This window comes from Halorhabdus rudnickae (assembly GCF_900880625.1).
GTDB classification, from domain to species: domain Archaea; phylum Halobacteriota; class Halobacteria; order Halobacteriales; family Haloarculaceae; genus Halorhabdus; species Halorhabdus rudnickae.
On the sequence record NZ_CAAHFB010000002.1, the window covers coordinates 18,320 to 44,989 of the forward strand.

The 26,670-nt window shown below is 59.0% G+C and carries 29 protein-coding genes and 1 pseudogene; 13 read left to right on the forward strand and 17 right to left on the reverse strand.

What is annotated here, in order from left to right; all coding sequences use genetic code 11:
- Positions 1 to 84 precede the first annotated feature (84 nt).
- Complete coding sequence (locus BN2694_RS11530) at positions 85 to 2,079, forward strand: thiamine pyrophosphate-binding protein (protein WP_135665637.1); 1,995 nt, start codon at positions 85 to 87, stop codon at positions 2,077 to 2,079.
- A gap of 191 nt (positions 2,080 to 2,270) precedes the next feature.
- Positions 2,271 to 2,543: a hypothetical protein gene (locus tag BN2694_RS11535; protein ID WP_135665639.1), complete on the forward strand. Its 273-nt coding sequence runs from the start codon at positions 2,271 to 2,273 to the stop codon at positions 2,541 to 2,543.
- Between the two features lie 102 nt (positions 2,544 to 2,645).
- Here BN2694_RS11535 and BN2694_RS17945 read toward each other — a convergent pair whose 3' ends face one another.
- A complete protein-coding gene (locus tag BN2694_RS17945; RefSeq protein WP_280176680.1) occupies positions 2,646 to 2,774 on the reverse strand; it encodes a hypothetical protein in 129 nt (42 codons plus the stop codon).
- Between the two features lie 54 nt (positions 2,775 to 2,828).
- A complete protein-coding gene (locus tag BN2694_RS11540; protein ID WP_135665641.1) occupies positions 2,829 to 3,464 on the reverse strand; it encodes a DsbA family oxidoreductase in 636 nt (211 codons plus the stop codon).
- 204 nt (positions 3,465 to 3,668) lie between these two features.
- Between BN2694_RS11540 and BN2694_RS11545 the strand changes: the two genes are divergently transcribed.
- Both BN2694_RS11545 and BN2694_RS17430 read left to right on the forward strand, forming a co-directional pair.
- Positions 3,669 to 4,271 carry a helix-turn-helix domain-containing protein gene (locus BN2694_RS11545; protein ID WP_135665643.1) on the forward strand — a complete coding sequence of 201 codons (603 nt, stop codon included), beginning with the start codon at positions 3,669 to 3,671 and terminating at the stop codon, positions 4,269 to 4,271.
- Positions 4,272 to 5,006: 735 nt separating this feature from the next.
- Positions 5,007 to 5,810, forward strand: a complete 804-nt coding sequence (locus tag BN2694_RS17430; protein WP_210408966.1) for a hypothetical protein — start codon at positions 5,007 to 5,009, stop codon at positions 5,808 to 5,810.
- Positions 5,811 to 5,917: 107 nt separating this feature from the next.
- Here BN2694_RS17430 and BN2694_RS11555 read toward each other — a convergent pair whose 3' ends face one another.
- The 4 genes from BN2694_RS11555 to BN2694_RS11570 all read right to left on the reverse strand — a co-directional run bounded on the left by BN2694_RS11555 (position 5,918) and on the right by BN2694_RS11570 (position 10,344).
- Entirely contained in the window at positions 5,918 to 6,733 is an 816-nt protein-coding gene (locus BN2694_RS11555; protein WP_135665647.1) for an ATP-binding cassette domain-containing protein, read from the reverse strand.
- Positions 6,734 to 6,738: 5 nt separating this feature from the next.
- Positions 6,739 to 7,536 (reverse strand): ABC transporter permease, encoded by a 798-nt coding sequence (locus tag BN2694_RS11560; RefSeq protein ID WP_135665649.1) that lies wholly within the window; start codon positions 7,534 to 7,536, stop codon positions 6,739 to 6,741.
- On the reverse strand, positions 7,526 to 8,575 hold the full coding sequence (locus BN2694_RS11565; protein ID WP_135665651.1) for an ABC transporter substrate-binding protein: 1,050 nt from the start codon (positions 8,573 to 8,575) through the stop codon (positions 7,526 to 7,528). The genes BN2694_RS11560 and BN2694_RS11565 overlap by 11 nt, the downstream gene beginning before the upstream one ends.
- Positions 8,576 to 8,820: 245 nt before the next feature.
- Positions 8,821 to 10,344 (reverse strand): FAD-dependent oxidoreductase, encoded by a 1,524-nt coding sequence (locus BN2694_RS11570; RefSeq protein ID WP_135665654.1) that lies wholly within the window; start codon positions 10,342 to 10,344, stop codon positions 8,821 to 8,823.
- A gap of 78 nt (positions 10,345 to 10,422) precedes the next feature.
- Here BN2694_RS11570 and BN2694_RS11575 point away from each other — a divergent pair, with 78 nt between their 5' ends.
- Complete coding sequence (locus BN2694_RS11575; RefSeq protein ID WP_135665656.1) at positions 10,423 to 10,767, forward strand: winged helix-turn-helix transcriptional regulator; 345 nt, start codon at positions 10,423 to 10,425, stop codon at positions 10,765 to 10,767.
- Positions 10,768 to 10,847: 80 nt separating this feature from the next.
- Positions 10,848 to 11,129: a helix-turn-helix domain-containing protein gene (locus BN2694_RS11580; protein WP_210408967.1), complete on the forward strand. Its 282-nt coding sequence runs from the start codon at positions 10,848 to 10,850 to the stop codon at positions 11,127 to 11,129.
- A 200-nt stretch (positions 11,130 to 11,329) separates the two neighbouring features.
- Here BN2694_RS11580 and BN2694_RS11585 read toward each other — a convergent pair whose 3' ends face one another.
- From BN2694_RS11585 to BN2694_RS11595, 3 genes are read right to left on the reverse strand one after another with little or no spacing between them, the layout of a single operon-like run.
- Positions 11,330 to 12,598, reverse strand: a complete 1,269-nt coding sequence (locus BN2694_RS11585; RefSeq protein ID WP_135665658.1) for a M20 family metallopeptidase — start codon at positions 12,596 to 12,598, stop codon at positions 11,330 to 11,332.
- Positions 12,599 to 12,617: 19 nt separating this feature from the next.
- A complete protein-coding gene (locus BN2694_RS11590) occupies positions 12,618 to 13,100 on the reverse strand; it encodes a dihydrofolate reductase (protein WP_135665660.1) in 483 nt (160 codons plus the stop codon).
- 14 nt (positions 13,101 to 13,114) lie between these two features.
- Complete coding sequence (locus BN2694_RS11595) at positions 13,115 to 13,303, reverse strand: hypothetical protein (protein WP_244605436.1); 189 nt, start codon at positions 13,301 to 13,303, stop codon at positions 13,115 to 13,117.
- 130 nt (positions 13,304 to 13,433) lie between these two features.
- Between BN2694_RS11595 and BN2694_RS11600 the strand changes: the two genes are divergently transcribed.
- Entirely contained in the window at positions 13,434 to 14,699 is a 1,266-nt protein-coding gene (locus tag BN2694_RS11600) for an MFS transporter (protein ID WP_135665662.1), read from the forward strand.
- Positions 14,700 to 15,144: 445 nt separating this feature from the next.
- Here BN2694_RS11600 and BN2694_RS11610 read toward each other — a convergent pair whose 3' ends face one another.
- Together BN2694_RS11610 and BN2694_RS11615 are read right to left on the reverse strand one after the other, a co-directional pair.
- On the reverse strand, positions 15,145 to 15,750 hold the full coding sequence (locus BN2694_RS11610) for a hypothetical protein (RefSeq protein WP_135665666.1): 606 nt from the start codon (positions 15,748 to 15,750) through the stop codon (positions 15,145 to 15,147).
- Complete coding sequence (locus BN2694_RS11615) at positions 15,743 to 16,714, reverse strand: DUF3179 domain-containing protein (RefSeq protein WP_244605437.1); 972 nt, start codon at positions 16,712 to 16,714, stop codon at positions 15,743 to 15,745. The genes BN2694_RS11610 and BN2694_RS11615 overlap by 8 nt, the downstream gene beginning before the upstream one ends.
- Positions 16,715 to 17,344: 630 nt before the next feature.
- Between BN2694_RS11615 and BN2694_RS17950 the strand changes: the two genes are divergently transcribed.
- Together BN2694_RS17950 and BN2694_RS11620 are read left to right on the forward strand one after the other, a co-directional pair.
- Complete coding sequence (locus BN2694_RS17950; protein WP_280176681.1) at positions 17,345 to 17,479, forward strand: hypothetical protein; 135 nt, start codon at positions 17,345 to 17,347, stop codon at positions 17,477 to 17,479.
- A 13-nt stretch (positions 17,480 to 17,492) separates the two neighbouring features.
- Positions 17,493 to 18,191, forward strand: coding sequence for a DUF547 domain-containing protein (locus BN2694_RS11620; protein ID WP_135665670.1), 699 nt, complete (start codon positions 17,493 to 17,495; stop codon positions 18,189 to 18,191).
- Positions 18,192 to 18,478: 287 nt separating this feature from the next.
- On the opposite strand, the gene BN2694_RS11625 is transcribed toward BN2694_RS11620, so the two are convergent.
- Positions 18,479 to 18,871, reverse strand: a complete 393-nt coding sequence (locus BN2694_RS11625; protein ID WP_135665672.1) for a winged helix-turn-helix transcriptional regulator — start codon at positions 18,869 to 18,871, stop codon at positions 18,479 to 18,481.
- Positions 18,872 to 18,967: 96 nt separating this feature from the next.
- Between BN2694_RS11625 and BN2694_RS11630 the strand changes: the two genes are divergently transcribed.
- Together BN2694_RS11630 and BN2694_RS11635 are read left to right on the forward strand one after the other, a co-directional pair.
- Positions 18,968 to 19,489 carry a helix-turn-helix domain-containing protein gene (locus tag BN2694_RS11630; RefSeq protein WP_135665675.1) on the forward strand — a complete coding sequence of 174 codons (522 nt, stop codon included), beginning with the start codon at positions 18,968 to 18,970 and terminating at the stop codon, positions 19,487 to 19,489.
- A gap of 332 nt (positions 19,490 to 19,821) precedes the next feature.
- Positions 19,822 to 21,702, forward strand: a complete 1,881-nt coding sequence (locus tag BN2694_RS11635) for a plastocyanin/azurin family copper-binding protein (protein ID WP_244605438.1) — start codon at positions 19,822 to 19,824, stop codon at positions 21,700 to 21,702.
- Between the two features lie 425 nt (positions 21,703 to 22,127).
- On the opposite strand, the gene BN2694_RS11640 is transcribed toward BN2694_RS11635, so the two are convergent.
- The gene (locus BN2694_RS11640; protein ID WP_135665679.1) at positions 22,128 to 23,867 is read right to left on the reverse strand and encodes a PAS domain S-box protein; all 1,740 of its coding nucleotides are present in this window, start codon (positions 23,865 to 23,867) and stop codon (positions 22,128 to 22,130) included.
- A 210-nt stretch (positions 23,868 to 24,077) separates the two neighbouring features.
- On the opposite strand from BN2694_RS11640, the gene BN2694_RS17765 reads away from it, so the two are divergent.
- Together BN2694_RS17765 and BN2694_RS11650 are read left to right on the forward strand one after the other, a co-directional pair.
- On the forward strand, positions 24,078 to 24,176 hold the full coding sequence (locus BN2694_RS17765; protein WP_244605446.1) for a hypothetical protein: 99 nt from the start codon (positions 24,078 to 24,080) through the stop codon (positions 24,174 to 24,176).
- Between the two features lie 105 nt (positions 24,177 to 24,281).
- Complete coding sequence (locus BN2694_RS11650; protein WP_135665681.1) at positions 24,282 to 24,704, forward strand: hypothetical protein; 423 nt, start codon at positions 24,282 to 24,284, stop codon at positions 24,702 to 24,704.
- Between the two features lie 24 nt (positions 24,705 to 24,728).
- On the opposite strand, the gene BN2694_RS11655 is transcribed toward BN2694_RS11650, so the two are convergent.
- The 4 genes and pseudogenes from BN2694_RS11655 to BN2694_RS11670 all read right to left on the reverse strand — a co-directional run bounded on the left by BN2694_RS11655 (position 24,729) and on the right by BN2694_RS11670 (position 26,485).
- Entirely contained in the window at positions 24,729 to 25,103 is a 375-nt protein-coding gene (locus tag BN2694_RS11655; RefSeq protein WP_135665683.1) for a hypothetical protein, read from the reverse strand.
- A 203-nt stretch (positions 25,104 to 25,306) separates the two neighbouring features.
- Positions 25,307 to 25,414 (reverse strand): annotated as a pseudogene (locus BN2694_RS18150) (glutathione S-transferase N-terminal domain-containing protein); the annotation flags it as partial.
- A gap of 69 nt (positions 25,415 to 25,483) precedes the next feature.
- Positions 25,484 to 25,948, reverse strand: a complete 465-nt coding sequence (locus BN2694_RS11665; protein WP_135665685.1) for a hypothetical protein — start codon at positions 25,946 to 25,948, stop codon at positions 25,484 to 25,486.
- Between the two features lie 3 nt (positions 25,949 to 25,951).
- A complete protein-coding gene (locus tag BN2694_RS11670; RefSeq protein ID WP_135665687.1) occupies positions 25,952 to 26,485 on the reverse strand; it encodes a DUF7342 family protein in 534 nt (177 codons plus the stop codon).
- Positions 26,486 to 26,670 lie beyond the last annotated feature (185 nt).

A 26,670-nucleotide genomic window follows, 5' to 3' on the forward strand; every position in this document is an offset into this window, starting at 1 on the left:
TATCTATGGTCGTGTCTGGAATTCTGGGCACTAACCGATCCGTAACCAGGGATTTAGTTGGTTTGCCGGCACACATCGTGCTATATGTCCGCAAACGACATTGGCGACGATCCCACGGAAATCCACTGGCACAAGGCGCTCGATCCAGGCGAGCTCCCGGAAGGGCGGGTCGAACCGGTAACCTGTGACGGAACGACGGTCGCGATCACCCACTACGACGGTACGTATCACGCACTCGACAACGAGTGTCCTCACCAGGGCGGGCCGCTCGGCGAGGGATCGATCGAGAACGGGCTCTTACGGTGCCCCTGGCACGGCTGGGATTTCTACCCCGACTCTGGCGAGACGCCGGGGGAGTTCGACGACTGTGTGACGACCTACCCCGTCGAGGAACGTGAGGACGGCGTCTACGTTGGCTTTCCGGTCGAGTCACCCCGGGAACGAACGGTCTCGGACGTCATCGTCGAGACACTCAACAACTGGGGTGTCCGGCAGGTCTGGGGGATCGTCGGCCACTCGAACCTCAGGCTCGCCGAGGCGCTTCGAACCGCCGCCGAGCGTGGTGATCTCACGTACTACGGCGTCCGCCACGAGGGTGCCGGAGCCTTCGCAGCATCGGCCTACGGCAAACTGACCGGCCGGCCCGCCGCCTGCTTCTCGATCGCGGGACCCGGCGCGACGAACATGCTCACGGGGTTGTGGGACGCCACTGTCGACCGCTCGCCGACGATCGCCCTGACTGGCCAGGTCGAGTCTCAGGTCCTCGGGACCGGCAACTTCCAGGAGGTCGATCTAGAGGCAGCCTACGGCGACGTCGCCGAGTTCGAAGCGACGATCCTCCCGGACAGCCAGCACGCCGAACTCGCAACGCGGGCGGCCAAGACCGCGATCCTCGACCGCGGCGTCTCACACCTGATCTTCCCCGACGAGATACAGACGATGGATGCCCAAGGAGTCGAACCCGGGACTCCCGAGGGGCGTCTCACCGACCGCGACATCACGCCACCGGACGACGACATCGCGAGCGCGGTCGAACTGCTCGAAGCCGCCGAGCGGCCGGTGATCGTCGTGGGCCACGGGGCTCGCTTCGAGATGGACGGGATCGTCGCTCTCGCCGAACGGCTGGACTGTCCCGTCCTGACGACGTTCAAGGCCAAGGGCCAGATATCCGACTCGCATCCGCTCGCCGGCGGCGTCCTCGGTCGTAGCGGGACGCCGATCGCGAGTCACTTTATGAACGAGTCCGACCTGCTCGCGGTGTTCGGTGCCAGCTTCTCGAATCACACGGGGATCGCCGAGTACAAGGACATTATCCAGGTCGACTTCGATCAGATGGCACTTGGGAAATTCCACAGTGTCGACGTTCCCGTCTGGGGTGAGATCGGCGTGACTGTCGGCGAGATCCGCGATCGGCTCCCTGAGAACGACGGGGATCTCGCCGCGGAGAGCCAGCGCGAGGAACTCGCCGATCGGTGGGCACTGTGGCGTGAAGAGAAGGCCACGCGACGCGAGCAGCCGGCCGAACGTGGGGTCAATTACGCGACGATCTTCGATGTGATGACCCGAGTCGTTCCCGACGATGCGATCATCCCGGTCGATGTCGGGAACAACACCTACGCGTTCGGTCGCTACTTCGAGCCCGAACGCCAGACAGTCCTCATGTCCGGGTATCTCGGATCGATCGGCTTTGCATTCCCGGCGGCGATGGGTGCCTGGGCCGCGACGCAGGAAGCCGACACTCCGTTCACCGGACGGCCCGTGGTTTCGGTGTCGAGCGACGGCGGGTTCGGGCAGTACCTGAGCGAGTTTACAACCGCCGTTAAGTACGACATGGATCTTACGCACGTCCTGCTCAACGACGACGAACTCGGCAAGATCAGCAAGGAGCAACGCACTGGTGGCTGGGACGTCTGGCAGACCGATCTGGTCAATCCCGACTTTGCGGCCTACGCCGATAACTGCGGGGGATACGGAGTGTCCGTCGATGCCGGAAGAGACCTTGATGACGCGCTTGAGGAGGCGATCGCCTACGACGGCCCCGCACTCGTCGAGATCCCGACGGATTCTGACCCAGTCTAAGAAGAGAGAGGCTACTTGTCCGTGTTCCCATTACGCACGGGTAAGCTACGTTCAAGCCAATCTATCACGATTCCTCAGACGATGGGCACCGAGACAGTTCCCGCACCGCGATGGACCGAGACGCCGCGAGATCACGATGAATGTCCGGAAACGAACGTCCACGTCTGGGGCTCACCGCCGGAGGCACTTCGATGAGTTCCGACACCAGCGGACCCGATATCACGCCGGACCGAGAGGACGTCATGCCGGAAACGTACGCCGTGTACGTGACCGACGAACACGTCCATGTCTGGCAGTATCGCATCACGCTCTCTGAGCGCACTGAGGAGTGGCACTTCGTCGAGACACTCGACCGGAAGGACGGCCCCAGGCTGTCTCTGACATATACGACACCGATGGAACCGGCTGCCGAGGGGTACTGGCTCTACAGCAAAAGCTACGACTGCTCACTGACCTGTGCGTGAGAACTGACTACAGACGAAGACATGTCGGGCGGAACGCCCTCCCTGTTCGGATCGACGACGGAGAAGCAGCCCGGCTGAGGCTCCCGACTGACCCCCTATCGTTCACTCGACACAGCAACTCATCGTCGAGGCGTCCCGACGGAACGCCTGGCAAGCCGGCTTGAACGCCTCGGAAAACGTCGGGAGCGGGTAGACTGTATCGATGATGTGATTCCCGGTTGTCGACTTCATCCCTCGGCGAAACCACAGGGGAGCGTGCAAGAACGGAACACACGCAACGGAGAATCACGTCCCCTCGACGAGTCGCTCCAGTTGTTCAGGCGGAACTGCGCCCCGAGCGCCTGCCCCATCGTATACGAAGGTCGGGACGCCTGTCACACCGTCTTGCCGTGCTTCAGTAAATTGCTCTCGGAGGCAGTCACGAAGTTGCTCGTCCGCGACCGCAGTTCGAATCTCGTTACCGTCCAGTCCAGTCTCGTCCGCGATGTCCGATAAGACATCGACATCGCCGATGTCTCGCCCATCAATCCACAGCGCCTCGAAGATCGCTTCGTCGAAGGCAAGCCATTGCTCGGGATACTCTTCGTCCACATAGAACGAAGCAACCTGTGCACCGAACGAATCCAGGTTCTCCGGAAGGTCATCGAGCTCGAGCATCTCGTCGGCGTCGTACTTCTCTTTCAATCGGGAGACATTCTGTTGTACCTGCTCGAAGTACGCGTCGTCTTTGCCATCGTCAATCGAGTGGTCAATCTCCCCATCCGGTCCGCGTTTTTGACTCCGAAGATCGAACGGTTGCCAGTCGATCTCGAGGTCACGGGCGCGTGTCTCCTGATACTCCTCCAGTGACCGCCGACCAAGGTAACAAAACGGACACACGTAATCGGAATACACCGTAATACGACCGGCGTTTTCAACCATCGTGTGACAGTATGGTCGGCGGCCGGATAAGCATTCCAGTGAGCAAGAGGTTATCCCACGTTGGATTTCGATAAGTTACTGGCTCTCGATACCGATGAGTTGGTGATCATCGATTCGAAATGCGGATTCGCAGCGGATTGCGCAACTAGTATTTATCGGCTCGGGGCCTAACAGACGAGATATAAATGGAGGATTCGACGAGCGATGTCTGATCAAAGTACAGTCCAATCCGATGAACAACGTGACGAGGTCCAATACGATCCGAATTCCGGCCGGTACGACATCTATGAATGTACCGTCTCCGAGTGTGATAACGTCGTTCTCGTCGTCGGAAGCGACGATCCGCCGATGTCCTGTCACGAACAACCGATGGAACAGGTGACGGATCTAGAGATGAGTGTCAAACCACCGGATGTGAAACAGGTACTTCTCCAAGCGTTTGGGCTCCCGAAAGCCGGACTGGATATCTGCCTGTGCGTTATTGGTGAAGGTCCACTTTCGGCAAACGAGATCGCCGAGGAACTCGGCTACGACCGGAGCACTGTCACGCGGTATCTCAACAAACTCGTCGAGTTGGGATTGCTCCGACGGTCTGAACTCAATCGAGAGGGTGGCGGCGTCGTCAACGTGTATCACCCGGTCGACCTGGAACGGATGCGTCGGGAGACACTCATCGGGTTCTACGTCTGGGCCGGCGAGGCCGCCTCACTCATCGAAGAGGCAAATCTGACAAAAAAGGAGTACCTCGAAGCGAATCCTGGCCGCGAACTTCCCGACATATTTTGGGAGTCTTTCTCGGATGAATAGCTGTTGGAGCCAACATCGTGACCCGTATACGTCGAACTACAGAGAACACAACGAACAGCGTCATCGGAGACCACATGCTGACGTCTGTGGCCAGCGACTCGAAGAATCAGTTCGAGTTTCGAGTCGCATGTATTTCCCGATTCTCAACACGCTTGACGAGCACTCAAGCGTCAGGCACCCGTCACCTGAAACTGACTGCAAAGTGAATACCCTCCCCCTAATGCTGAAAACTTCGGACCAATGATCCGACGTCGAACGGTGCTGAAAGCCGGTACTGGGGCTCTGTTGTTGCTCGGAGGCTGTGGAGCTCGCGAATTTGAGCCGACCCCCACGTCCACGTCGAACCCAGCGCCAGCTACTGACATCCCCTCTGGCCCATACTGGTACACTCATCCTCTGCCGACTGGTAATCGACTCCTCTCCGGGGCCGCGGATCTCCGGAACACCGAACCCGTCCGGTTCGCTGTCGATGGTCGGCCAGTGTGGTTGGTCGCCCATCCTGCACCGCGAGGGAGTTACTGGACCGTCGTCACAGCTGCGGGTACCGCTACCCGATGGCAGGTCTACGACGGGACGATATCCGACGAGACGCGCCTGCAACCACAAGCGTCCGGACGTCCGCCGGTAGTCGCAAGTGGTGGATCCGAGCCGGAGCTTCTCGATCACCCGTCGAGTATGGGGCAGAAAGCAGGTCAGATGGGAGCGTCTGTGGAAGGGATTTCTCGTCGGCTATTCGTGGCAGCGAACGGTGATTTCGTCGTCGACGGTGACAACCGCTCTCGACTCTCTATCGACGCACCGCCCGATGTCCGACCGGTGTCACTCGGCGACGGTACGTATGTCGTCTACGGTGACGTGACGGACCGTTACCGTCACGGCGCACTCGGTGACACATTGGAACCGTCGTCCCTCGTCGTGGTCGATCCGATCGGTCCGGAGGTGGTCACTCGAACGGTACTCGATGCCCCCCTCGTTTTTGAGGGGGTGCAACCGCTGGTCGCGGATCTCGACAGCGATGGCGACCCGGAGATCGTTACCACGATTGCCGACGCCGAAAACGGGGCACGCATCGCTATCTACTCGCCGACTGGTGAACGCATCGCGACCGGCCCCGTATACGGCCCCGGCTGGCGCCACCAGCTTGCGGTCGCACCGTTCGCTCCCGATAGCTCCACGGAACTCGCCGCCATTCTGAAACCACACGTCACCCATACGCTGGAGTATTACCGGCTCGAAGACGGTGATTTGAGCGTTTCTGCCACCGTTGACGGAGTTTCGTCCCACACGTATGGGTCACGCAATCTGGACGGAGCCGTCGCAGCTGATCTCGATGACGACGGGGCTGTTGAACTCTTCGTCCCGACGACCGACCGTCGCCGACTCGTGGCTGTCACCCGCAGATCTAGCGAAGCCCAGATTCAGTGGGAATGGGAGTTAGGTGGCCAGTTGACGAGTAATCTCACTGGCGTGGGTCTCGATGATGGGGGTGTTGCAGTGGGCGCCGCCACTGCCAACGATGTCTTCGTCTGGACCGGGTAATTCACAAGGGATCCTTCACTGCGAGCATCGCCGCTGTGATTGTGCCGGTATACGAGAAGTCCTGAATGGATGCCGACAATCCCTTTGGGTTTGGTTTCCTCGGGGAGTCACTCGTTCTCGTCTTCGAAATACGAGAGCACGTTCGCTTTGATCTCGGTGAACGCGTCACCGGTCCGGTCCCGGGGGCGGGACAACTGTACCGGGATGGTGTCAAGAACGGTACCGGGAGCGTTCGAGAACACGACGATTCGGTCGGAGAGATAGACTGCTTCTTCGATGTCGTGTGTCACGAAGCAGATCGTCTTTTTCGTCTCTGCCCAGATGTCCAGAAGCTCCTGGTGGAGCGACGCTTTCGTTCGGGCATCGACACTCCCGAACGGTTCGTCCATGAGGAGTATCGGCGGGTCGACGGCAAGTGCGCGTGCGATGCCGACCCGCTGGCGCTGACCGCCTGACAGTTCTTTTGGGTATGCGTCGGCCTTGTCGGCTAATCCGACAAGGTCGAGGCAGTAATCGATCCGTTCGTCGGTCGTGAAGCCATCGGGTGGACCGACCTCTTCGAGGCCGTAGGAAATGTTCCCCGCGACGGTCCGCCACGGGAAGAGCGCGTCGTCCTGGAAAACCATACCGCGATCGGGACCAGGTTCCTTGACTGGGGCCCCATCAACGAGGACGGCTCCGTCTGTCGGGGCCTCGAGTCCGGCGATAATCCGAAAAATCGTCGACTTGCCCGATCCTGACGGGCCGACTATCGAGACGAACTCGCCGTGGTCGACATCGAAGTTGACGTCGCTGAGTGCTTCAACAGGCCCACTCTTGCTCCCGTAGGTTTTCGAAACACCATCGGTGCGGATCTGTGGGTGGTCACCGGTTCGTGGTTCCTCTTTCGACTTAGAGCGGGTGGTTGCGGTTCGTGAGTCCATGTGAATCACCGCCAGGCTAGTGTCCGGGCTTCGACGAGTTTGATCAGGCGATCCGAGAGTAGAAACAGGATTCCGATGACGAGCATATATGCGACGACAACCTGCATCTGGAGGAAGTTCGCGGCGTCCCAGAGGTGTTTCCCGATGCCGGGAACGCCCAGCAGTTCGGCCGCGACCATCACCATCCACGCCTGGCCGGCGGCCGTCCGGAACCCGGTGAACAGCTCCGGCATCGCCGATGGCAAGACGATACGTTTGATGAGTCCGAAGTCCGACTTCGTCCCCAGAGACTGACCGACTTCAAGTAATTGGTCATCGACCCCTCTAACTCCACTTTCCGCGTTGTAGTAGTTGATCCAGAAGGCGACGATCGCGATAATGAACGCAGCGCCACTGTCGGTCAAACCGAACCAGATGATCGCAAATGGGATCCACGCCAGCGGTGGGACCGGGCGAAGGATTCCGGCGACCGTTCCGATCGAGAGTTCCGCGGTTCGCGACCAGCCGACCAGCATACCGACGGCCATCCCGAACGCCGACCCAACGAGCAAGCCGGGGACGTAGTGACGGAGACTCTGCCAGATCAGCTCGAACATCTGGCCGGACGCCGCGTCGGCGACGAGCACTTCGAGAACAACTGGAGGCTGTGGAAGGAGGTTCTGTGGCGTCACGAGTGCGCCCGCCCACCAGACAAGGACGAACAGGGCGAGCGCACCGACCTGAATGCCGAGTGTGCGGCCCTGTGCCCGGCGGAGGCTTCCAGTCGGGTAGCCCGCCGTGTCTGGTTCGGTACTACCCGCCACTGCTCGCCTCCTCGTAGAAACTGTGGTCGAACACATCGGACTCCGATAGATCGGTATCAACCGACCCGATTTCTTGGTGGAAGTCGTTGTAGACGAGCGACTTATCCACGATTCGTCGCGGATTGGAGATGAAGTTCGACGCCGGTGAGTTGATCGCTCGCGTTGCAACCGCTGGCGTGAGAATGTCGGATCCGATTACCTCGCTGGCCATTTCCGCGGCCCGGGTCCGGTTCTCGTGGATGAAGCCCGTCGCACGGATGTGAATGTCGACCAGTTCCTGGACAAGGTCCGGGTTGTCGTCGACTAGCGACTGGGAGGGTTGGAGGACTGCACCCGGCTGTCCTGGCATAATCTCGCCAGCGTATTTGAACGGCTCCATGTCAGTGTCCGGATTCTCCTCCAGTATCGTCGGGACCGGTTCGATAGCGCTCCCGGCATCAGCATTACCGGTCGATAGGGTCGACTGGAGCGCGCTCGGACTCTGTCCGACTATATTGATGACGTCCAAGTCGAGCCCGAGTACCTCCGTGATCCAGTATCGCAGGAACACGTCCGGCGTGGACCCGGCCGGGAGCGTTGCGAATCGGGGTTTCCGTCCTTTGTCAGACCGGAACTGCTCGAAAGCGTCTGCGCCGTACTCAACCCAGTACGAGCGGAATTCGGAACTCCCGACCATCACGTTCGGTTCGAGCACGTTTGCCGCCACGACCTTCGACGAAACACCGTTGGCGATAGCGACGAGACCAGGACTGATACCGACATACGCGAGGTCGATGTTTCCGGAGGCGTACGCTTGCACGAGTGGAGGGCCGCCACCGAAGGTTTGTACTTCGATATTTGGACCGAGCTCGTCGTACCATCCCTGCTGGTCGATAACGAAGTACTGCATCATTGGAAAGACGTTGAGCGTCCCGAGCGTCAGTGAGTCGGGGTTCGATCCTCCGAATCCGAGACAGCCAGCCAGTCCGGTTGTTGCGCCAGCCGCGAGGCCGCCTGCGGCACGCAACGCGTCCCGACGAGAAATCCCACGCTGTGTCATGTAATCTCTACGTTACCAATCGGTGTTAAGGGTTGCAGCGGTCAACAGATTTACCGGTGACTATGACGCTCGGAGTGTGGTGGGTAGACTGGTCGTTGGACTTTCAAACCTATTGGGGAGTTCTCCCCCGTCGTTCGATCCGATCCGGTTCCGGGATGTATCGGTGTCGAACCTCCGGTCTCGCGGCGTAGAACTCCCTGTACTCGAATCCGGCAGTTGGCGCCAGGACTCTGAGAGAGCGGTGCCTACTCGACGCAACAGCTCATCGTCGACGTGTCCCGCCGGAACGCCTGACAGGCCTGCTTGAACGCCTCGGAGAACGTCGGGAACGGATGAACTGTATCGATGATGTCGTCGACGGTGAGGCCGAACTTCACGGCCAGCGTCGCTTCCATGATCATGTCGGCGGCGCGGGGGCCGACCATGTGGACACCAACGATCTCGTCGGTCTCGTGGTGTTTGACCACCTGGACGAGGCCGTCCGTGTTCTTGACGGCTTTCGCCCGTGGCACGTCTTCCATCTGGACGGTCCGGCACAAACAGGTGCCGTGCTCGTCCATATACTCCAGTTCGGTCGTCCCGACCGCAGCGACTTCCGGGCTGGTGAACACAACTGCTGGGACCGCGTCATAGTCGATACTGGCTTCCTCTTCACCGAACGCATTCTTCACAGCGTGATTGCCCTCCTTGGCAGCTACCGTTTCGAGTTCCGGATCGCCAATCACGTCGCCGGCCGCGTAGATGTCTGGATTGGTCGTCTGGAAGTGCTCGTCGACCTGGATAGTGCCGTCGTCGTTCGTTTCGACTCCCACGCTTTCCAGCCCGATTTCCTCGCTGTTCGGCTGGACGCCGGTCGCGACGAAGAGTGCGTCCCCGGTGACGGTCTGCTCGCCACCGTCGACGGCTGTGTCGACCGCGACGCCTGTCTGTATTGCCTCGGTTTTGCCCTCGGTTGCTGGTGTGCGAATTCGTTGGAAGTCGTTCCCGGTAATAACCTCGATGCCCTCCTCCTGGAAGGCACGCTGGATCTCGCGGCTGAGTTGCCCTTCCATCCCCGAGAGTACGCGGTCTGAACGCTGAAGGATGGTTACGGTGACGCCGACACGGTGGAGGATCTGTCCCCATTCGAGTGCGATGTAACCACCGCCGATAATCACGATGCTCTCGGGGAGGTCGCTCTCTTGGAGGATACTCTCGCTCGTGTAGTAGTCGATGTCGTCGAGACCGTCGATAGGCGGCGCCCACGGTGAACTTCCAGTTGCGACGAGTGCCTTCTCCCCGGTGATGCGTACTCCTTCGTCAGCGCCGTCGACGACCTCGATGGTCGTGTCGTCACCGGACTGTGTCCGGTTGTCGTCGGCCTCCTGCCGACTGCCCAAGGAGCGCTGCTCCTCGCTGTCTACCAGTTCGCCGTAGCCCTCGTAGATGTCGGTCTCGAAGTGTTCGGCGACGTCGACGTAGTTCTCCTGCCGGAATCCCTCGACCAGTTCGTCGGTGCCGTCCAGTGCGGCTGCCCAGTCGACGGTCGGTTCGCCATCACTGTACTGGACCGCCTCGAACGGATTCTCCTGCGGTGTGGCTGCCTGGTCCCCCAACGCGAGCAGATGCTTGCTGGGCACACAGCCCACGTTCACGCAGGTCCCGCCAATCGGTAGGCCCGTGTTCACCATCGCCGTCGAGAGATCTCGACGGCTTGCTTCTGTGATTGCGGCGAACGCAGCAGCCCCGCCGCCGAGAATCACGAGATCATAGTCAAACGTGCTGGTCATTCGTATCAATACTTTATGACGGGAAGTTCTTATACTTCGGAGTCCAAAGCTATTGAGTAAGTTCGAGGTCGTAAAGTTATGGCAGATACCACCTCAGACGCGCCCGTCTGCAATGTCGACGGAACCTGTTACTGTCCGCTTACAGGCGTTATTGATTTGCTGAGTCGGAAATACGCGATGCAACTTGTCAGCATTATCGGAGCGCACGACTCGCTTCGATTCGCGGAAATTGAGGCGCACCTTCCGACCGCGAGCACCTCGACCATCTCGAAACGGCTCGATGAATTCGAGGAAGCAAGTCTGATCTCTCGAACCCAGTATAACGAGATCCCGCCCCGAGTCGAGTACTCGCTGACCGATGATGGAGGTGAGGTGCGAACCCGGCTCGAACCATTGTTGGAGTGGGCTTCAGCGGCCGAGTGACTCTTGAAGAGTGGCCGGTTGTGTAACGTATCCGCACGTTCGATAGACAATTAAATTGATTCCGCTCCCAACTGATATTCATGCCTGAACAGCCATCTCTGTCGACTCAGGAAACGTCTGCTGACCTTGAGAATCTCTCGCCGAGCGCCAAACTCGTCGCGAAAACACTCGAGTACGAGGGAGACAGTACCCAGTCGAAACTCGCTGAGTCGACGCTGCTCCCGCAACGTACCGTCCGCTATGCTCTCTCCCAGCTCGAGGAGAACGATATCGTCACCTCCCGTATCTCGTTCGTGGACGCTAGACAACAGGTCTATTCACTGGAACTGGGTGACGGCGAACGTATTGGTACCGAGGCCTAAATTTGTCCAAATCCACTACTGATCAGAGGCAATCCGACGACAGTCAAGAGACCGAAGACGACGAGTCTGTGAGAGTGTTCGTTGGCGGTTTTTCGGAGAAGCTACCCGAGAGCGAACTGAAGCCAGTGAGCCCGTTTGTCGTCCCGGCGACCAGTATACCGAGCGTCAACAGCACGACTACCGGCCCCCTATAGATGCAATCATTCATCAGCAGTCGCGTGTTGCTCGTAGAGGACTGGGAGCGTGCCGTAGCTGATGGCGTTTCGAACCAAGGCCTCGGTCGTCGTGTACTCGTCAGTTCCGTGTGCTGACTGGGTGCCAAAGCCAAACTCGACTGTTGGAATCCCTTCGTGTCGAAGCACCTTGGCGTCGCCACCCCCAGTTGCGCTCCGTCGATAAACCTGCTCGTCGACGACGTGTTCGGCTGCCCGGGCACTCGCTTCGACGATCGGACTTCCGAGGGGCTCGTAGGACCCACGAGTCCACGAGATATCGGTAATCTCGATGCCGTCCATCCCGGCCAGGCAGTTCCGTATTCCACTGAGCGCCTCCCTCGTGTCAACGCCAGCAGTGAGACGGATGTCAACTCTCGCGCATGCAGAAGCTGGTACCGTGTTGATCGCTGTTCCCCCCTCGATGATCCCGAGATTGATCGTCGGGTACCGATAGAGGCTGCGAGTGGCCTCAGCTCCGGCCTCCGGTTTGTAGAAGTCGACGGACTCTTCGATGATCTCGTCCATCGATGAATCGACCGAGAATTCCTGTTGTCCGAAGTCGTGTCGCAGTTGTTCAATCGCCTCAGTCAGTCGGTCGATCGCATTCTCCCCGATCATCGGCCGCGATCCGTGGGCAGCAGTTCCCGACGCTTCGAGTGTGAGCCAGATGTTCCCGCGATCGGCGACGGAGACAGAGTATCGACCGTTTCGGGCGGTGGTCTCGCCTACAACGCAGGCGTCGGGGTCGAACTCTGTCGTCTCTAATACGGTCGTCAGGCCGGCATCACCCCCTGTCTCCTCGTCGCTGACGAACGCGAACTGGAGTGTTACTGGTGGCTTTGTTTCGGTGCGAGCGTAGGCGATCGCGACCTGCAACATCGCGGCGACAGCGCCTTTCATATCCGTCGTTCCGCGTCCGTAGATGCGTTCGCCGTCTCGCTCCCCTAGTGGGTTGTATGACCAATCGCTCTCATCGAACGGAACGGTATCGACATGGCCATTAAAACACAGCGTACGATCGCCCCGACCGGGTAGCGTCGCGACGAGGTTCGGCTTTTCAGGATCCACATCGAAGCGCTCGACGGACAATGCCGGCTCCTCAAGCGTGGTTTCAAGCCACTCGACGATATTGACTGTTCGGCCCGGTGGGTTCTGTGTGTTGAAGCCGATGAGTGTCTTCGTGAATTCGAACAGCTCACTACGATTGTCTGTGAGGTACTCGGCAACGGCTGCGGGCAAATTGGACGTATCCATAGTTGCTGAGAGATGTTCACTAGTTCTGTTCTCGCACCCACTCCTCGAGGGTGAAGTCGTCATATGGCGTGCGGTCGACGACGGTCCACTCGTTCGCATTCCACTCCGGGAAGTAGGTGTCACCGTCGTATTCACCGGGAATCCGGCTGAGTACCATTCGGTCGACGACGGGCTGGAACAGATCGTAGATACCTGCCCCGCCGATAACGTACGCCCGGTCGTACCCGAGCGATTCGATAGTTGCGACCGCATCATCGATTCCCGCCGCGTAGTGTGCTGATTCGACATCGTACTCGGACGCTGACCGACTCAAGACGACCTGTGCCGTTCCGGGAAGATCCTCCCGCATCGAATCGAACGTCCGCCGGCCGAGTATCACGGGCCAGTCTGCGATCCGATTTCGGTACTGTCGTTTGTCGGCCGGAATGCTCGGCCACGGGAGCTCGCCGTCCCGGCCAATGACGCCGTTCGCAGCCACCGCAGCCACTGTAATGAGTTCCATATTGCTGTTTGTGCTTACCGCTGACGGCCGACGCCGGCGTATTCGACACCAGCCAAGTCGGCGATTTCTTTCTTCCAGGTCGTCAGGTCGCGACGCTCGAACCCGGAGAGGCTATCGTGTCCACAGGCGCGTGCCATTACTTTCATCAGTTCGACTGTCGCCTCGAAGAAGTTCTGCAAGCCGTCGGCGGCCGAGTCGATCACGAGCCGGGTCCTCGGTCATGTTTCCAGTGCGAGTGCAGATGTCCGCAGCATATATAGTATGCACTCCAGTTTGCAATACTCCCGAACATCCACGTGAGTCTTTATTGACTGTCGTTTGAAAACCAGCGTGATGGATACGGAGTCACTAACAACCCCGCAGAACACAGTGCCAGAGCCGGAGCAGGAAGGGAACACGCTGAGTCGCTATCGTGTCCTCCTCGTTCTTGCTGTGGCCGAACTGTTGGCGATGACGCTGTGGTTCAGTGCCTCGGCGGTCGGGCCAGAACTCGCGACAGCATGGAATCTTTCGAGCGCCGAGACAGCATGGTTGACGAACGCCGTACAACTGGGATTCGTCGTCGGCGCCGTCCTGTCCGCCACACTTACCCTCGCAGATACGATTCCGCCTCGGTACCTCTTTGCTGTCTCGGCTGGCATCGGTGCAGGAGCAACGACACTGATTGCTCTCACCGTGTCCTCGTTCCTGCCGGCCGTTCTGTTGCGCTTTCTCACCGGTGTCGCACTGGCCGGTGTGTACCCAACCGGGATGAAGATCATGGCTGGCTGGTTTCGGGAGGGACGCGGTTTCGCTATCGGCGCGCTTGTCGGTGCACTCACGATCGGCTCGGCCATGCCGCATCTGCTTCGGGCGATCGGTGGCGTCGGCCGTCCTCGTCTCGTCTTACTGGGTGCGGCTGGCCTTGCGGCTGTCAGTGGTGTGACCGTTCTCTTTGTGCGTCCAGGGCCCTATCAATCTCCGGCAGCACCGTTCGACCCTGGTGCCGTTCGCCGGATGCTTGGTGACCGCGGGACGATGCTCGCAAACCTCGGATACTTCGGTCACATGTGGGAATTATACGCTGTCTGGGCGTGGATTCCGGTGTATCTGACGGGGAGTTTCGCGGCCCGTGGCGACCCGGCACCGACACTCGCTGCCCTGCTCGCGTTCGCAACCATCGCGGTGGGAGGTATCGGCGCGCTCGTCGCCGGTGTGTTCGCCGACCGGATCGGACGGACCACTGTCACGAGCGGTAGTATGATCATCAGCGGTGCTGCCTGCCTCGGTGCCGGCTTCGTGTTTGGTGGGTCCCTCCTCATTCTCGTCCCGTTCCTGTTGATCTGGGGTTTCGCCATCGTCGCCGACTCCGCACAGTTCTCGGCGGCCGTTTCCGAACTTGCCGAGGACAGTTACGTCGGTTCAGCCCTGACACTGCAGACTGCCATCGGTTTTCTCCTCACTGTTGGGTCGATCCAAGTCACCCCGATCATTGCCAGTGCCGTCGGCTGGCAGTGGGCGTTCGCGCCACTGGTCATCGGCCCGTTTGTTGGGACTGTCGCAATGTTGTGGCTTCGACGGCTTCCCGAGGCAAATGCACTGGCTGGCGGTAAGAGATAACCCCATCCGCTATCACGCTGAGGGGGTGATAGAGCAACCAGCGCATACCCCTGTCTTCCCGTGAGTGAGAAGTGTTCCGACAGCCGCCGGGGAAAGAACGAAGCTGCGAGCGTAGACGATTCGCCGGTAGCGAAAGAATACGACTCCTCACCGTCCGATGCGTATTTTCCTAGGACGGGTTCAGCCTCTTGTCGGTATCCCTGGGCTTGAGGATCCTGGAATATCGTTCGCTTTCACCGACAATGGCATTGTCGCCGATGGAACGATCTGGGATCGCGCAACCGGTCACGCGGCGGATGGTCGCCATCTCGAGCTACTGCCGAGCCGGCGGCTGTTCGCGTTCGCCTGGCAAATGTTTCCGCCCCGAGTCGTTCTACAGGCGGAGCAGGCCGAGGCAGTTCACCGACTCGATTGATGCCCACGCCCCTACTGGCTGATAGCGTGCTCACAGAAGGGTCGGATCGACCCGCCGACCGACTAACAGGAGGGCCCCGAGAAGCATCGCCACCGCCACGGGAATCAGGAATTGGAATCCCGTGATAATCGTTGCGCTGGCCTGAACGCCGATCACGAGCAGAATTGTCGGTCCGCAACAGGCTGCGCCGGACAATAGCGCCGGGATACCGGCGACGATCCCGACCGACGACTCCAGCCCACAGGCGCGTGGTTGCACTAGACCGAGATACGTGAGTGCGGCGTTCGCGCCGACGAGGCTCGACAGTACGAGCGCGACCAGCAGATTGAGCGGTGAAAACAGGTATGTCAGTGGCCCGAGTGAGATGACAGCGATCGAACCGTACCGAAAGAACCCGAGGCTGGCGAACGCACGTGAGAGGTCGTCAACCGTTCGAATCGCGAACGGGCCCGTTCCGCTGCCAACGAACGAGAGGTCGCCTACTGTGAAGAGATACAGAACGAGATAACCCACCACGGCCACAAGAAACACGCCTCGCGAATCCCAGCGCTCTGTAACAACTCTGAGGGCGGCGCCTGTCCGACCGAGTGTCCCTGCGTCGTTACTGGTCGTGTCGGAATGGGTGGTTTCAGACATATAAGGTGGTATCGGGATAGAATCCACTCCAGGCGAACCACATCGCGTCAAAGGCGTGGATCCGTTCCAGGGGGAGTGTCGCCGGTTCGTGGGTCTCTCCAGTCTCGTCTACAACCCGCCCATTCTGATACTGGAACTGTTTGCGATCGGGATTCCGGTAGACGTAGCCCGTGTCGAGATCCGTGTCGTAGGTCCCAATCACTGGTGAGCTGCCTATTTTACCCTCGACGAGTTTCATCTCCCTGAGCGTTTGTTTCTCGAACGCAACAGCGCCACTCGTCGTTCGGGCTCCGATGACGACAGCCTTGGGCTGGAGGCGGTCGTCCTCAGAGAGTGGGGAAAACATCGGGGCTGCGTCTGGTGAATAGTACCCACCTCGCGGATTGTACGATCCGTAGGGGTCTCGCTGGTAGTTTTTCGCGTACCCCGTGTTGCGTGAGAGGACCCGTGTCTCCGGGTGTTTGTCCACCCACTGTTCCCACGTCGTCCAAATGACGCGAAACTCTTGGAGAGATCGAGTTTGCGGATCATCGTTCCACGGTCCCGGAATCGAGGTTGCGAGCATTTGTGGCCACCACGTCTCTGTCGCTCGATCGTACATGATGAGGTTGTTGTTCACGAGGCGTCCGGAGACGCCGAATGTCGTCTCACCACGTTCGAATCCCAGTACGGTCCCAGTTAATGGACAGTATGTGACACTCACGGGCGTGCCATCGACGATATCGTTACAGATCTCGTGTAAGACAAGGATCGATTGCGGGTACGCTTTCACCGTACTCCCTGTCGCGAGGCCGAAGACAGGATCGCCAGGGTTGATCTGTCCCGAAGCCTCTTCTACGGAGACAAATTGTGGGTCGTCGATCGAGGGGATCCCGTCTTTTGGTGGGCCACCGGAAACTGCCCGTTCCCGGAGCGTTGACGGCTCCATCGGAAGCGGAAGGTGTTCTTCTTTCGTTGAAGACATGTTTCCGTCAGTACGTGGTTGCCTGCCCTCTTCCGGCGATCCACTCATCGACGTGTCCACAGGACTTCTGGATGGTCTCCTCCCGATACACCCGGAGAGGGAAGCGACTCCGATACCAGCAAGAACGGCTCTCCGGGTCATGCGTCGCTGCATGAATACTCATTTTATTCTGGACAACCAAAACTCCGCCCTAACCACGACGTAACCCCTTTTTCACGGTGATACGGCCCATCAGAATTTTCCGCAGACGGTCTGCTAGACGAATTCGGTACTAGATCGCAGGTGGAACCGATTCACAAGGAGTTCACGTACTGGGAAGAATCAGGGAACGTACCGCTCATCACGGGACAACTCTCGATGAGTGGTTCACAGGCCATCTTTCCCAGAAGATGCACTGAACTCACCGATCGATGGATGGTTACTGGCCGTTCGTGTCGAGTCAGAACGCGATCTGGCGTTCCCTCGTGAGTACTGCTGTCACGGTGCCTACCATTTCGTAACCCCGTTACTCCGTCTTCAGGGTATGGTTAAGAGTTACCAGACAATATGTGGTAACCGACGGTAATTCGTATCATGTTCGAACCATATCTGGCCGAAGGATGTCCGTCTTGTAAATTCGTTAGAGAGAAGATGACCGAGATTGGACAATCGCCCGTCCTTCACACCCCCTGTACTGCCAGCGGTGCGGTACGGAACGAGCAAACATACGCGGAGTTGACAGTCGTCGGTGGAGCGGATCAGATCCCATTCCTCGTCGCCATGTGAGTGTGTTCAAGCGATGAGTGCCAACTACGACCTCGCGGAACTTTCGCATGAGTTTCTCGCTGCGGTGAAACGTGATGCCAAGACAGATAATTACCGATCGACGCTGGCAGCGTTGAACGAATCTGACCTCGCCGACTTTGAGGAGGACGTTGCCACGGCATTCTGGGTTAACCTCTACAACGCGTTTGTCCAGATAGATCTCGAGCAGGACCCATCACTGTACGAACGAAAGCGCCAATTCTTTGGGGAGACTCGCATCGATATCGCCGGCACAGAACTCAGTCTCGACGATATCGAGCACGGCATTCTCCGGTCGTCGAAGTGGAAGTATGGGCTCGGATACATCCCTCGCTTGTTTCCGAGCGACTTCGAGCGCAGACACCGGCTCTCCCGAGTCGATCCTCGAATACATTTTGCACTGAACTGTGGTGCAGAGAGTTGTCCACCGATTGTCGCATACACGGCAACTGACATTGGCAGTGAATTGGAGACAAGTACCCGGTCGTTTCTCCAGCAGTCGTCGACGTACGATACCGAAGACGACGAACTGAGGGTGACCCGACTGTTTCTATATTATCGCGGTGACTTTGGCGGCCGATCCGGTATCTACGAGCTTCTCGAACGATACGATGTCATTGAAGAGGGTGCCCGTCCCCGCATCCGATACGAACCCTATGACTGGACGGTCCACAAAGGAATGTATCGTGAGTGAACCGCCTCGGGGTCAAGTGGTTCGAGACGCCGTAGGCGTCTCGTCATCACGGAAATCGGAGATTTCCGGACGACCCCGAGGCACTCGGCCTGCTCCGCCTGTAGACCGGCTAGGGCCGGTCAGCGACCGCCACTTGCTCGGCTCGGCTGTCGATCTTGTCGACTACGGAATGTGACACTCCCCGCTCTCTGTCGTCGGCTTCGTTGTGCTGGTTAACCGTTCCAGGCAGCGTGAAGTTCGCTGCAGTGGTTCCAGCTGAGAGCATTCGGAAGCGCTTCGGTCTTCGATCAGACAATTGACGCGCTCTTGTCTGCCGGTTCCGTGATGTGTTCGAGGCCCCAGTCACGCATGGCGTAAATCACGGGTTCCAGCGATTCGCCGTGCTCGGTGAGGGAGTACTGGACGCGAACGGGTTTTTCGCTGATAATCTCGCGATCGACCAGTTGTTTCCCCTCGAGATCATCCAAACTATCGGAGAGGACCTTACTCGAGATGCCATCGACATTGTCTTTGAGTTCGTTGAATCCGCTTGGCCCGTGTTCGAGGAGTCGATGTACGATCACCGGATGCCATTTTTTGCCAATAAGTGTCGCAGTCGTTGTGACAGGACACCACTCCTCGCCAGCACACCAGACCTCTAATGTATCGCCGGTCTCCCAATCGGTGGTTCTGTCACCCATACCGTCTGTTACGAACTCGCGTTTTAATAAGAGTTACCTATAGAAACCAAATAACTATACGTAACTATTATCGGTTCATCCCCCGAACACAGGACTATGAGCGACCAGCGAACAAGCCTCGCTGTCAGTAGTTGCGCTTCGTGTGGCGCGGTCACGTTCGGTCGTACTGATGCGACCTGCTGTGGAGAGCAAATGGATCCAATCGATGTCGATCACGACGGAGTCGAACGCCCGGAACTTGAGGAACTCCTCCGATTGGTCTTCGGGATGTCCCCCTCAGAACTTGACGTTTGTCTCTGCGTGATGGAAGTTGGTGAAACCACCACTGAGGAGGTCGCAGAACAACTCGGAGTAGATCGAAGTTTGGTTTCTCGGCATCTCAATCATCTCGTAGCTATCGGCGTCTTGGAAAAGCGTCGACGGATCCGAAAAACCGGTGGCCAGGTCTACGTGTTCACACCAAATTCAGTCGAAGAGGTCCGACAGGGGTTCAAACTCGGCCTCTATGCATGGGTGGACGAAGCTCTCCAGCAGATCGATGCATTGAGCCGAGAAAAAGTCGAATCCATTGTTGAACGGGCAGACGACGAAACCTGGCGGATTTACGCTGATGAGTAAAAACCAAGCAGGAGATTGAGCCCCCTATATATGTGTTTCCCGGGTGAGAGCAAACTTATCATACTCGCCAGCGGGTCTTAATGATAGCCTGCGTCGGTATTCGTATGGAGCCAAATCGACGACGATTTCTGAAACTGAGTGGGATAGCAGCGTTGAGTTCGATCGCAGGATGTAGTACCCCACAACAGTCAAATTCACCGACATCGACCGAAACGTCGACGAGAACTGCCACCTCGACCCCGGAAAGTGGAAGCGTCCAGGGTCCACCTGGAGGGGATGTCCTCGGCGGTCCGAACGCCCTCCAATCGTCAGCCACAGTCGAGGCGACGATCTTGAGCGAGGACGAGGGAGCGGGGAAGTACGTTAATACCCCGGCAGTCGTCTGGCTCGAGACCGGTGGAACCATCACCTGGGAGATTGACGGCGGATCACACTCGGTGACGGCGTACCATCCCGACAATGATCGACCACGTCGCATTCCTGAGAATGCAACCACCTGGGATTCCGGTGTGCTGTCGGACGGGAAGACGTTCGAGCACACCTTCGAAACTGCAGGCGTCTACAATTACTACTGTCTCCCACACGAGTCACTCGGGATGGTTGGACTGGTAATCGTCGGCCAGCCCGGCGGTGGTCCGGGAACGACCACGCCGTCTAGCGAAAAGATTGCAGGCACGGCCCAGCAGAAACTCTCACAGCTGCTGGATGCTGCCGGCATCTCGGGACAGAACGACGATGCGGCAACGTACGGGTGGCAGGATTCAACGTGGGATTCGTACTGGTACTCGCTGTACAACATGAGCACGAACATCGCGATGAGCGGAAACGGCGTCTTGTTCCCCCATAACGAGGAACAGAAGAAAGCGTTCCAAGAACGTTTCCCAGCGATGTTAGAGGCAGCCGATCAGAAGCAACCGCCGGTGAAAAACCCCAATCTCAACATGGCCCCGTTCACCAAGGGGGATCCACACTTCACCCAAAAGCCAGTCTTCGACGCCGGCAACGGGCGACCTGACGCCTCGACGCTCGAGTGGGATCTCTCGAAATCGTCGAAGGTCGTCAGTCCGAAGTCGCTCGCCTGGACCCATCTCAAAGGCGTCACGTGGGCGAAGAACTTCCAGAGCCACTTCGATGTACTCCCCGAATCGATCGCCCCACGCTTCCGTTCAGAGGTGCTGTCAACCCTCGCCCAGCTCGGTATCAAGTTCAGTCTTGCAGACGGCAACCTCAGGGCGAACGACGAGAACATGCTGCTCGTCGGTGGCTGGAATCCCGAGAAAGGTGTCGTCAACGAGGGACCCCGTCCGCTCGATCACTCGGCGATGTTGTGGTTCATGGGCGACATGGTCAGCCTCGCGAAGGGTGGCTGGTTCGGCTACGAGAACCCGAAGCCGTTGATCCCGCCCAAGAAGATCCAGCAGATGGCCGACGGCGTCGGGAAAACGGTCATGAACGCCTTCCCCCCAGGGAAAATCGTCGAAGCCGGGTCGACGCGCGACCTGGGTGAGTTTCTGGCAGCGATCGGCTGGTACGGCACCCACGCCGGAAACGACGACCTTCGCAGCAAGGCCGCTGACTATGCGAACGGCCTGGCGAACGCGATCACAGATGCCACGGATGGAAACGGCAAAGTCGGCAATGGGGCGGCCAATCAGGCGGCTACGCAGGGCATCGTCGGCCAGGGCCTCGTCTGGGCTTCGCAGATCGACGGTGTGGATCACACCGACCAGGCCGAGACCGTCCTCGGCTACCTCGTTGACTCACTCTGGGACGCCGACGCGGGGACGTTCGCCTCCAGTGACGGTGCCTCAACATACACGATCACGGCGCGCGACGCTGGTGATATCACGGGCGGGCTCAACGCTGCCGATGCCGAACTCGGCATGGGCGTGAAGGACATCTACGCCCAGTATTTCAACGAGACGTTCAATCACGGCCGACTCCAGCGTGCCGAGCGACCGCCGTCTCGCGACCCCGAAGCCGAACATCCGTTGCCACTCCCGCCCAAAGCGGGAGGCCAGCACGGCCAAGCTGCCGTGTACAACGCGGAAGTACAGTACGATACTGGCAGCGGTGAATGGAGCGTCACCGACTCGACGTTCGATACCGAACAGGCGCTGTACCTGGCCAACCAGGACATCTGGGTCGGTCAGTGGGGTGGCGAGTTCTTCCACGGGCGCGGAGTCCCGGGGAAGAGTGACTCGCCCGAGTGACCGGTCTTCGGTGGACTGCCCACCAATCACGGACTCCTCGGGTATCACTACGGGATATTAGACTCAGCCCCGAGTTGTGTGAGATATGGTTCTGGACTCGTTTCGCACGTCGACGGGGCAGTCCGTTACTGCGGTGACCGCCGACGAGATCGAAACGTCGACCGCGTTGCCGTCGAGGATGTTGGACTACAGGTGCTTCAGATGATGGAGAACACGGGTCGCATACTCGCCTAACACGTACGCGAGATTCGAAATGGAGACGTGGTGGTCGTCGCTGGAAACGGTAGGAACGGCGGTGGCGGCCTACCTGTGCACGACACTTCGCTGTCGAGCGCAAACCCCCCGACGAAGTTCACACGATATCGACCGACGGCCGTGCGGAAATAGTGGAGTGGGGTCGGAGTAGCGTTGGGCGTGATCGACTCTCACGTCCGGTCCGGTTCTCGCGCGGCCGGCAGCGAAATAGTCACGAGGTTGCCGTCATCGGACCGATCGAACGAGAGGTCGCCACCGGAGCGGTCGACGATCCAGTTGACCAGCCAGAGGCCGAGCCCCTGGCCATGATTGAGCGCGTCGATTTCCGACCGTTTGAACGCATCGACCTCCTCGTCGGGGATCGGCGGTCCCTCATCGGCGACGCGGATCCTGACAGTCGATTCAGACCGGGTGACAGTAACGGCGACGGTCGCGGCGTCCGCGTCGGCGTAAACAAGCGCATTGTCGACGAGTTCGGAGATTGCGCGGTCTATCGACGGAAGCGCTCGGACCCAGGCCTGCGCCAAGAGGTCACAGGAGACTCGATCGCCACTGTCGGTCACGTCGGTGAGAGCGTTCTCCACAGCAGTGACGAGATCGATCGTCTCGCGCTCCGGCGGTTCGGAAAGCACCTCGACGATCTCGCGCTCTTTCTCGACGGTGTCGAGCAGTCCGGTGACCGTCTCACGGATCTGCGCGGCGGCCTCGGCAACTTCAGCATCACCCTGTGACTCGGCGTGGTCGGCCATCCCCAGGACGACGGTCATGTCGTTGCGCATATTGTGCCTGAGGAGACGGTCCATCACCCGGAGGTGTTTGCCGCGGTCGGCGCGTTCGGTGATGTCGCGGGCGTTGATGATGATTCCCTCGACTGCGGGATTGTCCAGTTGGCTGTTCACGACTGATTCGAAGACGCGCCAGGAGCCGTCAGCGTGACGAAAGCGTGCGCGACCCCGGGCCACTTCCTCGGGATTCTCGGCGACACGCCTGAGTCGGTTCGCCAGCGCCTCCCGATCTTCAGGGTGAACGATCTCGGTGACGTCTTGGCCTTCTAATTCGGACGGCGCATAGCCCAGATACTGCTCGATCGACGGGCTGACGTACGTGACTGTCCCGTCGGGCTGAAAGACAGCAATGATTGCCATCGCGTGTTCTAGCATTGCGCGGATCCGATCGGCCTGGCGTTCGCGCTCGGTAACGTCAGTCTGGATCGCAACGTACCCCTGGACATCGCCGGCATCATCCTCGATGGGGGCGATGGTCTGTTCGGCGTGATACTGCTGGCCCGACGCCCGTTCGTTTATGATCTCTTCCTCCCAGACCTCGCCCGCCCGGAGCGTGCTCCACAGCGCCTCGAAGTATTGGCCGTCATGGACACCAGAGTCGAGGATCTCAGGCGTCTCGCCGATCGCCGTCGCCCGGTCGTATCCCGTGACAGTTTCGAAGGCCGGATTGACATACGTGATCGTACCGTCGGTGTCGGTGATGTAGACGGCGTGACCGGTCGCCTCAATCGCCCGGCGGAACTGCTGGAGTTGGGTCTCGGACTCTCGTAGTTCGGTGATGTCCCGGACGGTCGCGAGGACGCGTTCTTCGCCGTCGATCTCGATAAGACTGATGTGGACACGCGCTGGAAATGTGGTGCCATCGGCAGTGAGCAACTTCCACTCGTCAAACTGCGTTCCTTCAGCACGAAGGCGATCGAGGATGTCCTCGGCGACACCCATTGCGAATGGTGGCTTCTCGGCCATGAGCAGATCGACGCTCTCGCCGATGATGGCATCGCGCTCGAACCCTGTCATCGCGCAGAACCTCTCGTTGACGTCGACGATCTCACCCGAGTCGGGGCAGTGGATCAACAAGCCGTCGGCCACACTGTCGAAAATGTCCCGATTACCGGGCAATGCCATGGGGATCAATATGGAATCGGCCGCAATAAACACGGGCGGTGAGCCGGAAGTACGCGATGCAACTGGTCAGGGTCGTGGGTTCCCATGAGTCGCCTCGCTTCGGTGGGATCGAGGCCCACCTGCCGACGGCGAGCAACTCGACGGTCTCGAAGCGACTTGCGGAGTTCGAGGAGAGGGCTTGTCACGCGCACCTAGTACAACGAGGTCCCGCTGCGGGTCGAGTACGTACTCACTGACGAGGGTGAAGAGCATCATGAGCGACTCGAACCCCTGCTCGCGTGGGTATCAGCCCGATCGGATGGATCCTGACGACACTGCTACCTCAGTTTGATCGTTCCAAGGCCCAGGTTACCCTTGAGTTACCGTGTTGGCGCTTCACGTACCTCTTTACGTGCTCCGACGTTGCTCTCGAGCATGATCTCGAATACGAGACTGTACGGCGCGTCGATCGCCTTCGCCTCCGGCCTGTACTCGCTGTGGAGTGCCAGCTCGGCCACCGAGATGGTGACCAGTGGTTGGCTCATGCTCGGTCTCGGCGCCGTCGTGCTGGTTCATGGGACAGTCTTGCTCACGGAGTACGCGGACCAGCTCGGGAGGGCCAGCGGGCCGCTGATGATCGGCTATGCGGCGCTCATGCTCCTCAACCAGGCGCTGTTAGCGAACGGGATGCTCGACGACGGCAGCGGGATGGGAATGGACAGCGGCATGGGTGGGAGCGCGATGATCGCCGGGATGGGCTGGGACGCGGGCATGGTGGCTCTCGCCGGACTCATGCTCGTCAGCGGCCTCATCATGACCCGAAATAGCTCCGAAATGGCAGGGACTGGCCGGATGTGACGACAGCCGATCTCAACGAGCACCTCACTCGTCGTAAATGTCGCTACGGATGTCCGCGACGAATTCGGTAAGGTTACGAGCAGCGGTGGTATCTAGAATGAGAATTGTGCCAGTCTCTCCATCGCGCGGGAGGTGCAAAATCACCCGTTCGTCGAAGACATGGGCACTCGCGCGGTGTTCACCCTCGTGCTTGCTGGCCTCCGCGCTTTCACGTTGCCTACGATCCGCACGCACGTCTTCGAGCACCTCCTTTTCTAAGTCCGAATCGTGGAGTGCGTCGATATCCTCACGTCGGTAGATATCACGATGACGCGTCTCGTCGTAAACGACAATGGCTTCCAACGCCTCTCCGGCATGGGCCTTCACGTGTTCGACAACATCCTCGAATTCTTCGGGCATATCGTAAGGTTCGCTAGTCTAAGTCATTTGTATTGGGGTCTATAGAAACAATCAATTCCAATCAGTCACCTTTTCCAACCAGTAATCGCAGCAGCAATGAGTTCTAATGGTGCCACACTTCCGTCTGCTTCACCTTTCTCGAAGTCACTCTCGTACAGCGTGGTACCGCGGTCTGTATCGACGAGGTACGGGATCTGGTCTTACCCAGCCGCTGTGAGTTCCTCGTAGGTGACCTCGTTTGTCACGTCGCCACCTTCGTCACCCGGGAGATGCGGATTGTGGGCGACGTAGGAGACGCCGAGTTCCGACAGTTTTTCCCGAACCTTCGCGCAGCACGGGCAGCCTTCGGACTGATGAGAGGGTTACAGCATTCGTGCTTACTATCGCTGCGGTTCGTCTGGTGAGTACTGATAGGTCGGACGGACGTCGTCAAGGAGTCCTTCGACGATCTCCCAGAGAATCAACGATGGAGTCTCATGGTCGAACGTGATACCCCATCGGTCTTCCTCATCCCCGACAGAGTACTGGAAATGTACTCGTCCGAGATCGGGGTGGTCCTCATCTTGGTGCCAACCGGCGTGAAAGCCCGTGTTTGGATCGGTGTAGTTGATACGGAACCAATCGTGTGGATCTTGTCGATACCACTTGACCGTTAGTTTCGGCGAATCGGGGCCTGTTGGAGGATCCAGGCGCGTCGGCTCGAAAATCGCTCGCAGCTGCTTGGCCTCGATATCATCCGGAACGAACTCGACCGCAGCAATCTGTGGGACACGGTCAAGGACATCCCGCTTCAGCTGAGCATAGAGGTTCGCGTTCGGATCACCACCTGGATGCGGCACAGACATCGGTTAGGCCTCGGTGGGCTCTGTCGTTGGAGCGAGAAAGTCCCATTCGCGGATAGCGAAGCCAACAATCTGAATACGACGCTGCAGGTGCTCCCACTCACGGGCAATCTTACGGCGGCGATCTTCCTCGTCAGCGTCCAGAGACTCGTCAGCGAGCGTCCCGCGAAGTCGATTCGGCGACTCAACGTCAAATTCGTCTTCCCAGTCTCGGATTTGCGTCTTTATATCAGCAAGACGGTCCGTGAGTTCTTCGACTGTGTGTCCACTATCTCGAAGACGCATCGCCTCTTGCATCGCCTGGCGGCGATAATCAGGGTAGTACGTCGTGTGAGTACCGCTTTCGTCACGGTGGAGAATGCCATCGTCGACGAGCCGTTCGAGGACCCGTTTGGTCGGTTCGTGTGACCAGCCCGCTTCGGAGGCGATCCAGTTTGCCGTCTGTGGTTCCGACAACTGCCTGGCGACCATCCGCACACGGTCTTCTCCCGTGGTCTGGCGGTTCATCAAGCGCTCGGAGCCCGATTCGTCTTCTGTCATGCGTGACTCTTCACGCCCAATCTACATATAGATTGGGGCGATTCGATCTATATCGAAACTATGTGTCCCACCAGTTCCTCGATCGTGTCCGGATGAGACCAGCGCAACCTCGAACACTGGTCTCGGCGGCTCAACCCCGGGAAAGCACCGTTCTGAGCCGTTTCCAGTTTTCGTGCTTCACCAAG

Coding starts and splice junctions, on each gene's coding strand:
- BN2694_RS11530 (WP_135665637.1), top strand. CDS start 85: ATGTCCGCAAACGACATTGGCGACGATCCCACGGAAATCCACTGGCAC.
- BN2694_RS11535 (WP_135665639.1), top strand. CDS start 2,271: ATGAGTTCCGACACCAGCGGACCCGATATCACGCCGGACCGAGAGGAC.
- BN2694_RS17945 (WP_280176680.1), bottom strand. CDS start 2,774: ATGAAGTCGACAACCGGGAATCACATCATCGATACAGTCTACCCGCTC.
- BN2694_RS11540 (WP_135665641.1), bottom strand. CDS start 3,464: ATGGTTGAAAACGCCGGTCGTATTACGGTGTATTCCGATTACGTGTGT.
- BN2694_RS11545 (WP_135665643.1), top strand. CDS start 3,669: ATGTCTGATCAAAGTACAGTCCAATCCGATGAACAACGTGACGAGGTC.
- BN2694_RS11555 (WP_135665647.1), bottom strand. CDS start 6,733: ATGGACTCACGAACCGCAACCACCCGCTCTAAGTCGAAAGAGGAACCA.
- BN2694_RS11565 (WP_135665651.1), bottom strand. CDS start 8,575: ATGACACAGCGTGGGATTTCTCGTCGGGACGCGTTGCGTGCCGCAGGC.
- BN2694_RS11570 (WP_135665654.1), bottom strand. CDS start 10,344: ATGACCAGCACGTTTGACTATGATCTCGTGATTCTCGGCGGCGGGGCT.
- BN2694_RS11575 (WP_135665656.1), top strand. CDS start 10,423: ATGGCAGATACCACCTCAGACGCGCCCGTCTGCAATGTCGACGGAACC.
- BN2694_RS11580 (WP_210408967.1), top strand. CDS start 10,848: ATGCCTGAACAGCCATCTCTGTCGACTCAGGAAACGTCTGCTGACCTT.
- BN2694_RS11585 (WP_135665658.1), bottom strand. CDS start 12,598: ATGGATACGTCCAATTTGCCCGCAGCCGTTGCCGAGTACCTCACAGAC.
- BN2694_RS11590 (WP_135665660.1), bottom strand. CDS start 13,100: ATGGAACTCATTACAGTGGCTGCGGTGGCTGCGAACGGCGTCATTGGC.
- BN2694_RS11600 (WP_135665662.1), top strand. CDS start 13,434: ATGGATACGGAGTCACTAACAACCCCGCAGAACACAGTGCCAGAGCCG.
- BN2694_RS11610 (WP_135665666.1), bottom strand. CDS start 15,750: ATGTCTGAAACCACCCATTCCGACACGACCAGTAACGACGCAGGGACA.
- BN2694_RS11615 (WP_244605437.1), bottom strand. CDS start 16,714: ATGTCTTCAACGAAAGAAGAACACCTTCCGCTTCCGATGGAGCCGTCA.
- BN2694_RS17950 (WP_280176681.1), top strand. CDS start 17,345: ATGACCGAGATTGGACAATCGCCCGTCCTTCACACCCCCTGTACTGCC.
- BN2694_RS11620 (WP_135665670.1), top strand. CDS start 17,493: ATGAGTGCCAACTACGACCTCGCGGAACTTTCGCATGAGTTTCTCGCT.
- BN2694_RS11625 (WP_135665672.1), bottom strand. CDS start 18,871: ATGGGTGACAGAACCACCGATTGGGAGACCGGCGATACATTAGAGGTC.
- BN2694_RS11630 (WP_135665675.1), top strand. CDS start 18,968: ATGAGCGACCAGCGAACAAGCCTCGCTGTCAGTAGTTGCGCTTCGTGT.
- BN2694_RS11640 (WP_135665679.1), bottom strand. CDS start 23,867: ATGGCATTGCCCGGTAATCGGGACATTTTCGACAGTGTGGCCGACGGC.
- BN2694_RS11650 (WP_135665681.1), top strand. CDS start 24,282: ATGATCTCGAATACGAGACTGTACGGCGCGTCGATCGCCTTCGCCTCC.
- BN2694_RS11655 (WP_135665683.1), bottom strand. CDS start 25,103: ATGCCCGAAGAATTCGAGGATGTTGTCGAACACGTGAAGGCCCATGCC.
- BN2694_RS11665 (WP_135665685.1), bottom strand. CDS start 25,948: ATGTCTGTGCCGCATCCAGGTGGTGATCCGAACGCGAACCTCTATGCT.
- BN2694_RS11670 (WP_135665687.1), bottom strand. CDS start 26,485: ATGACAGAAGACGAATCGGGCTCCGAGCGCTTGATGAACCGCCAGACC.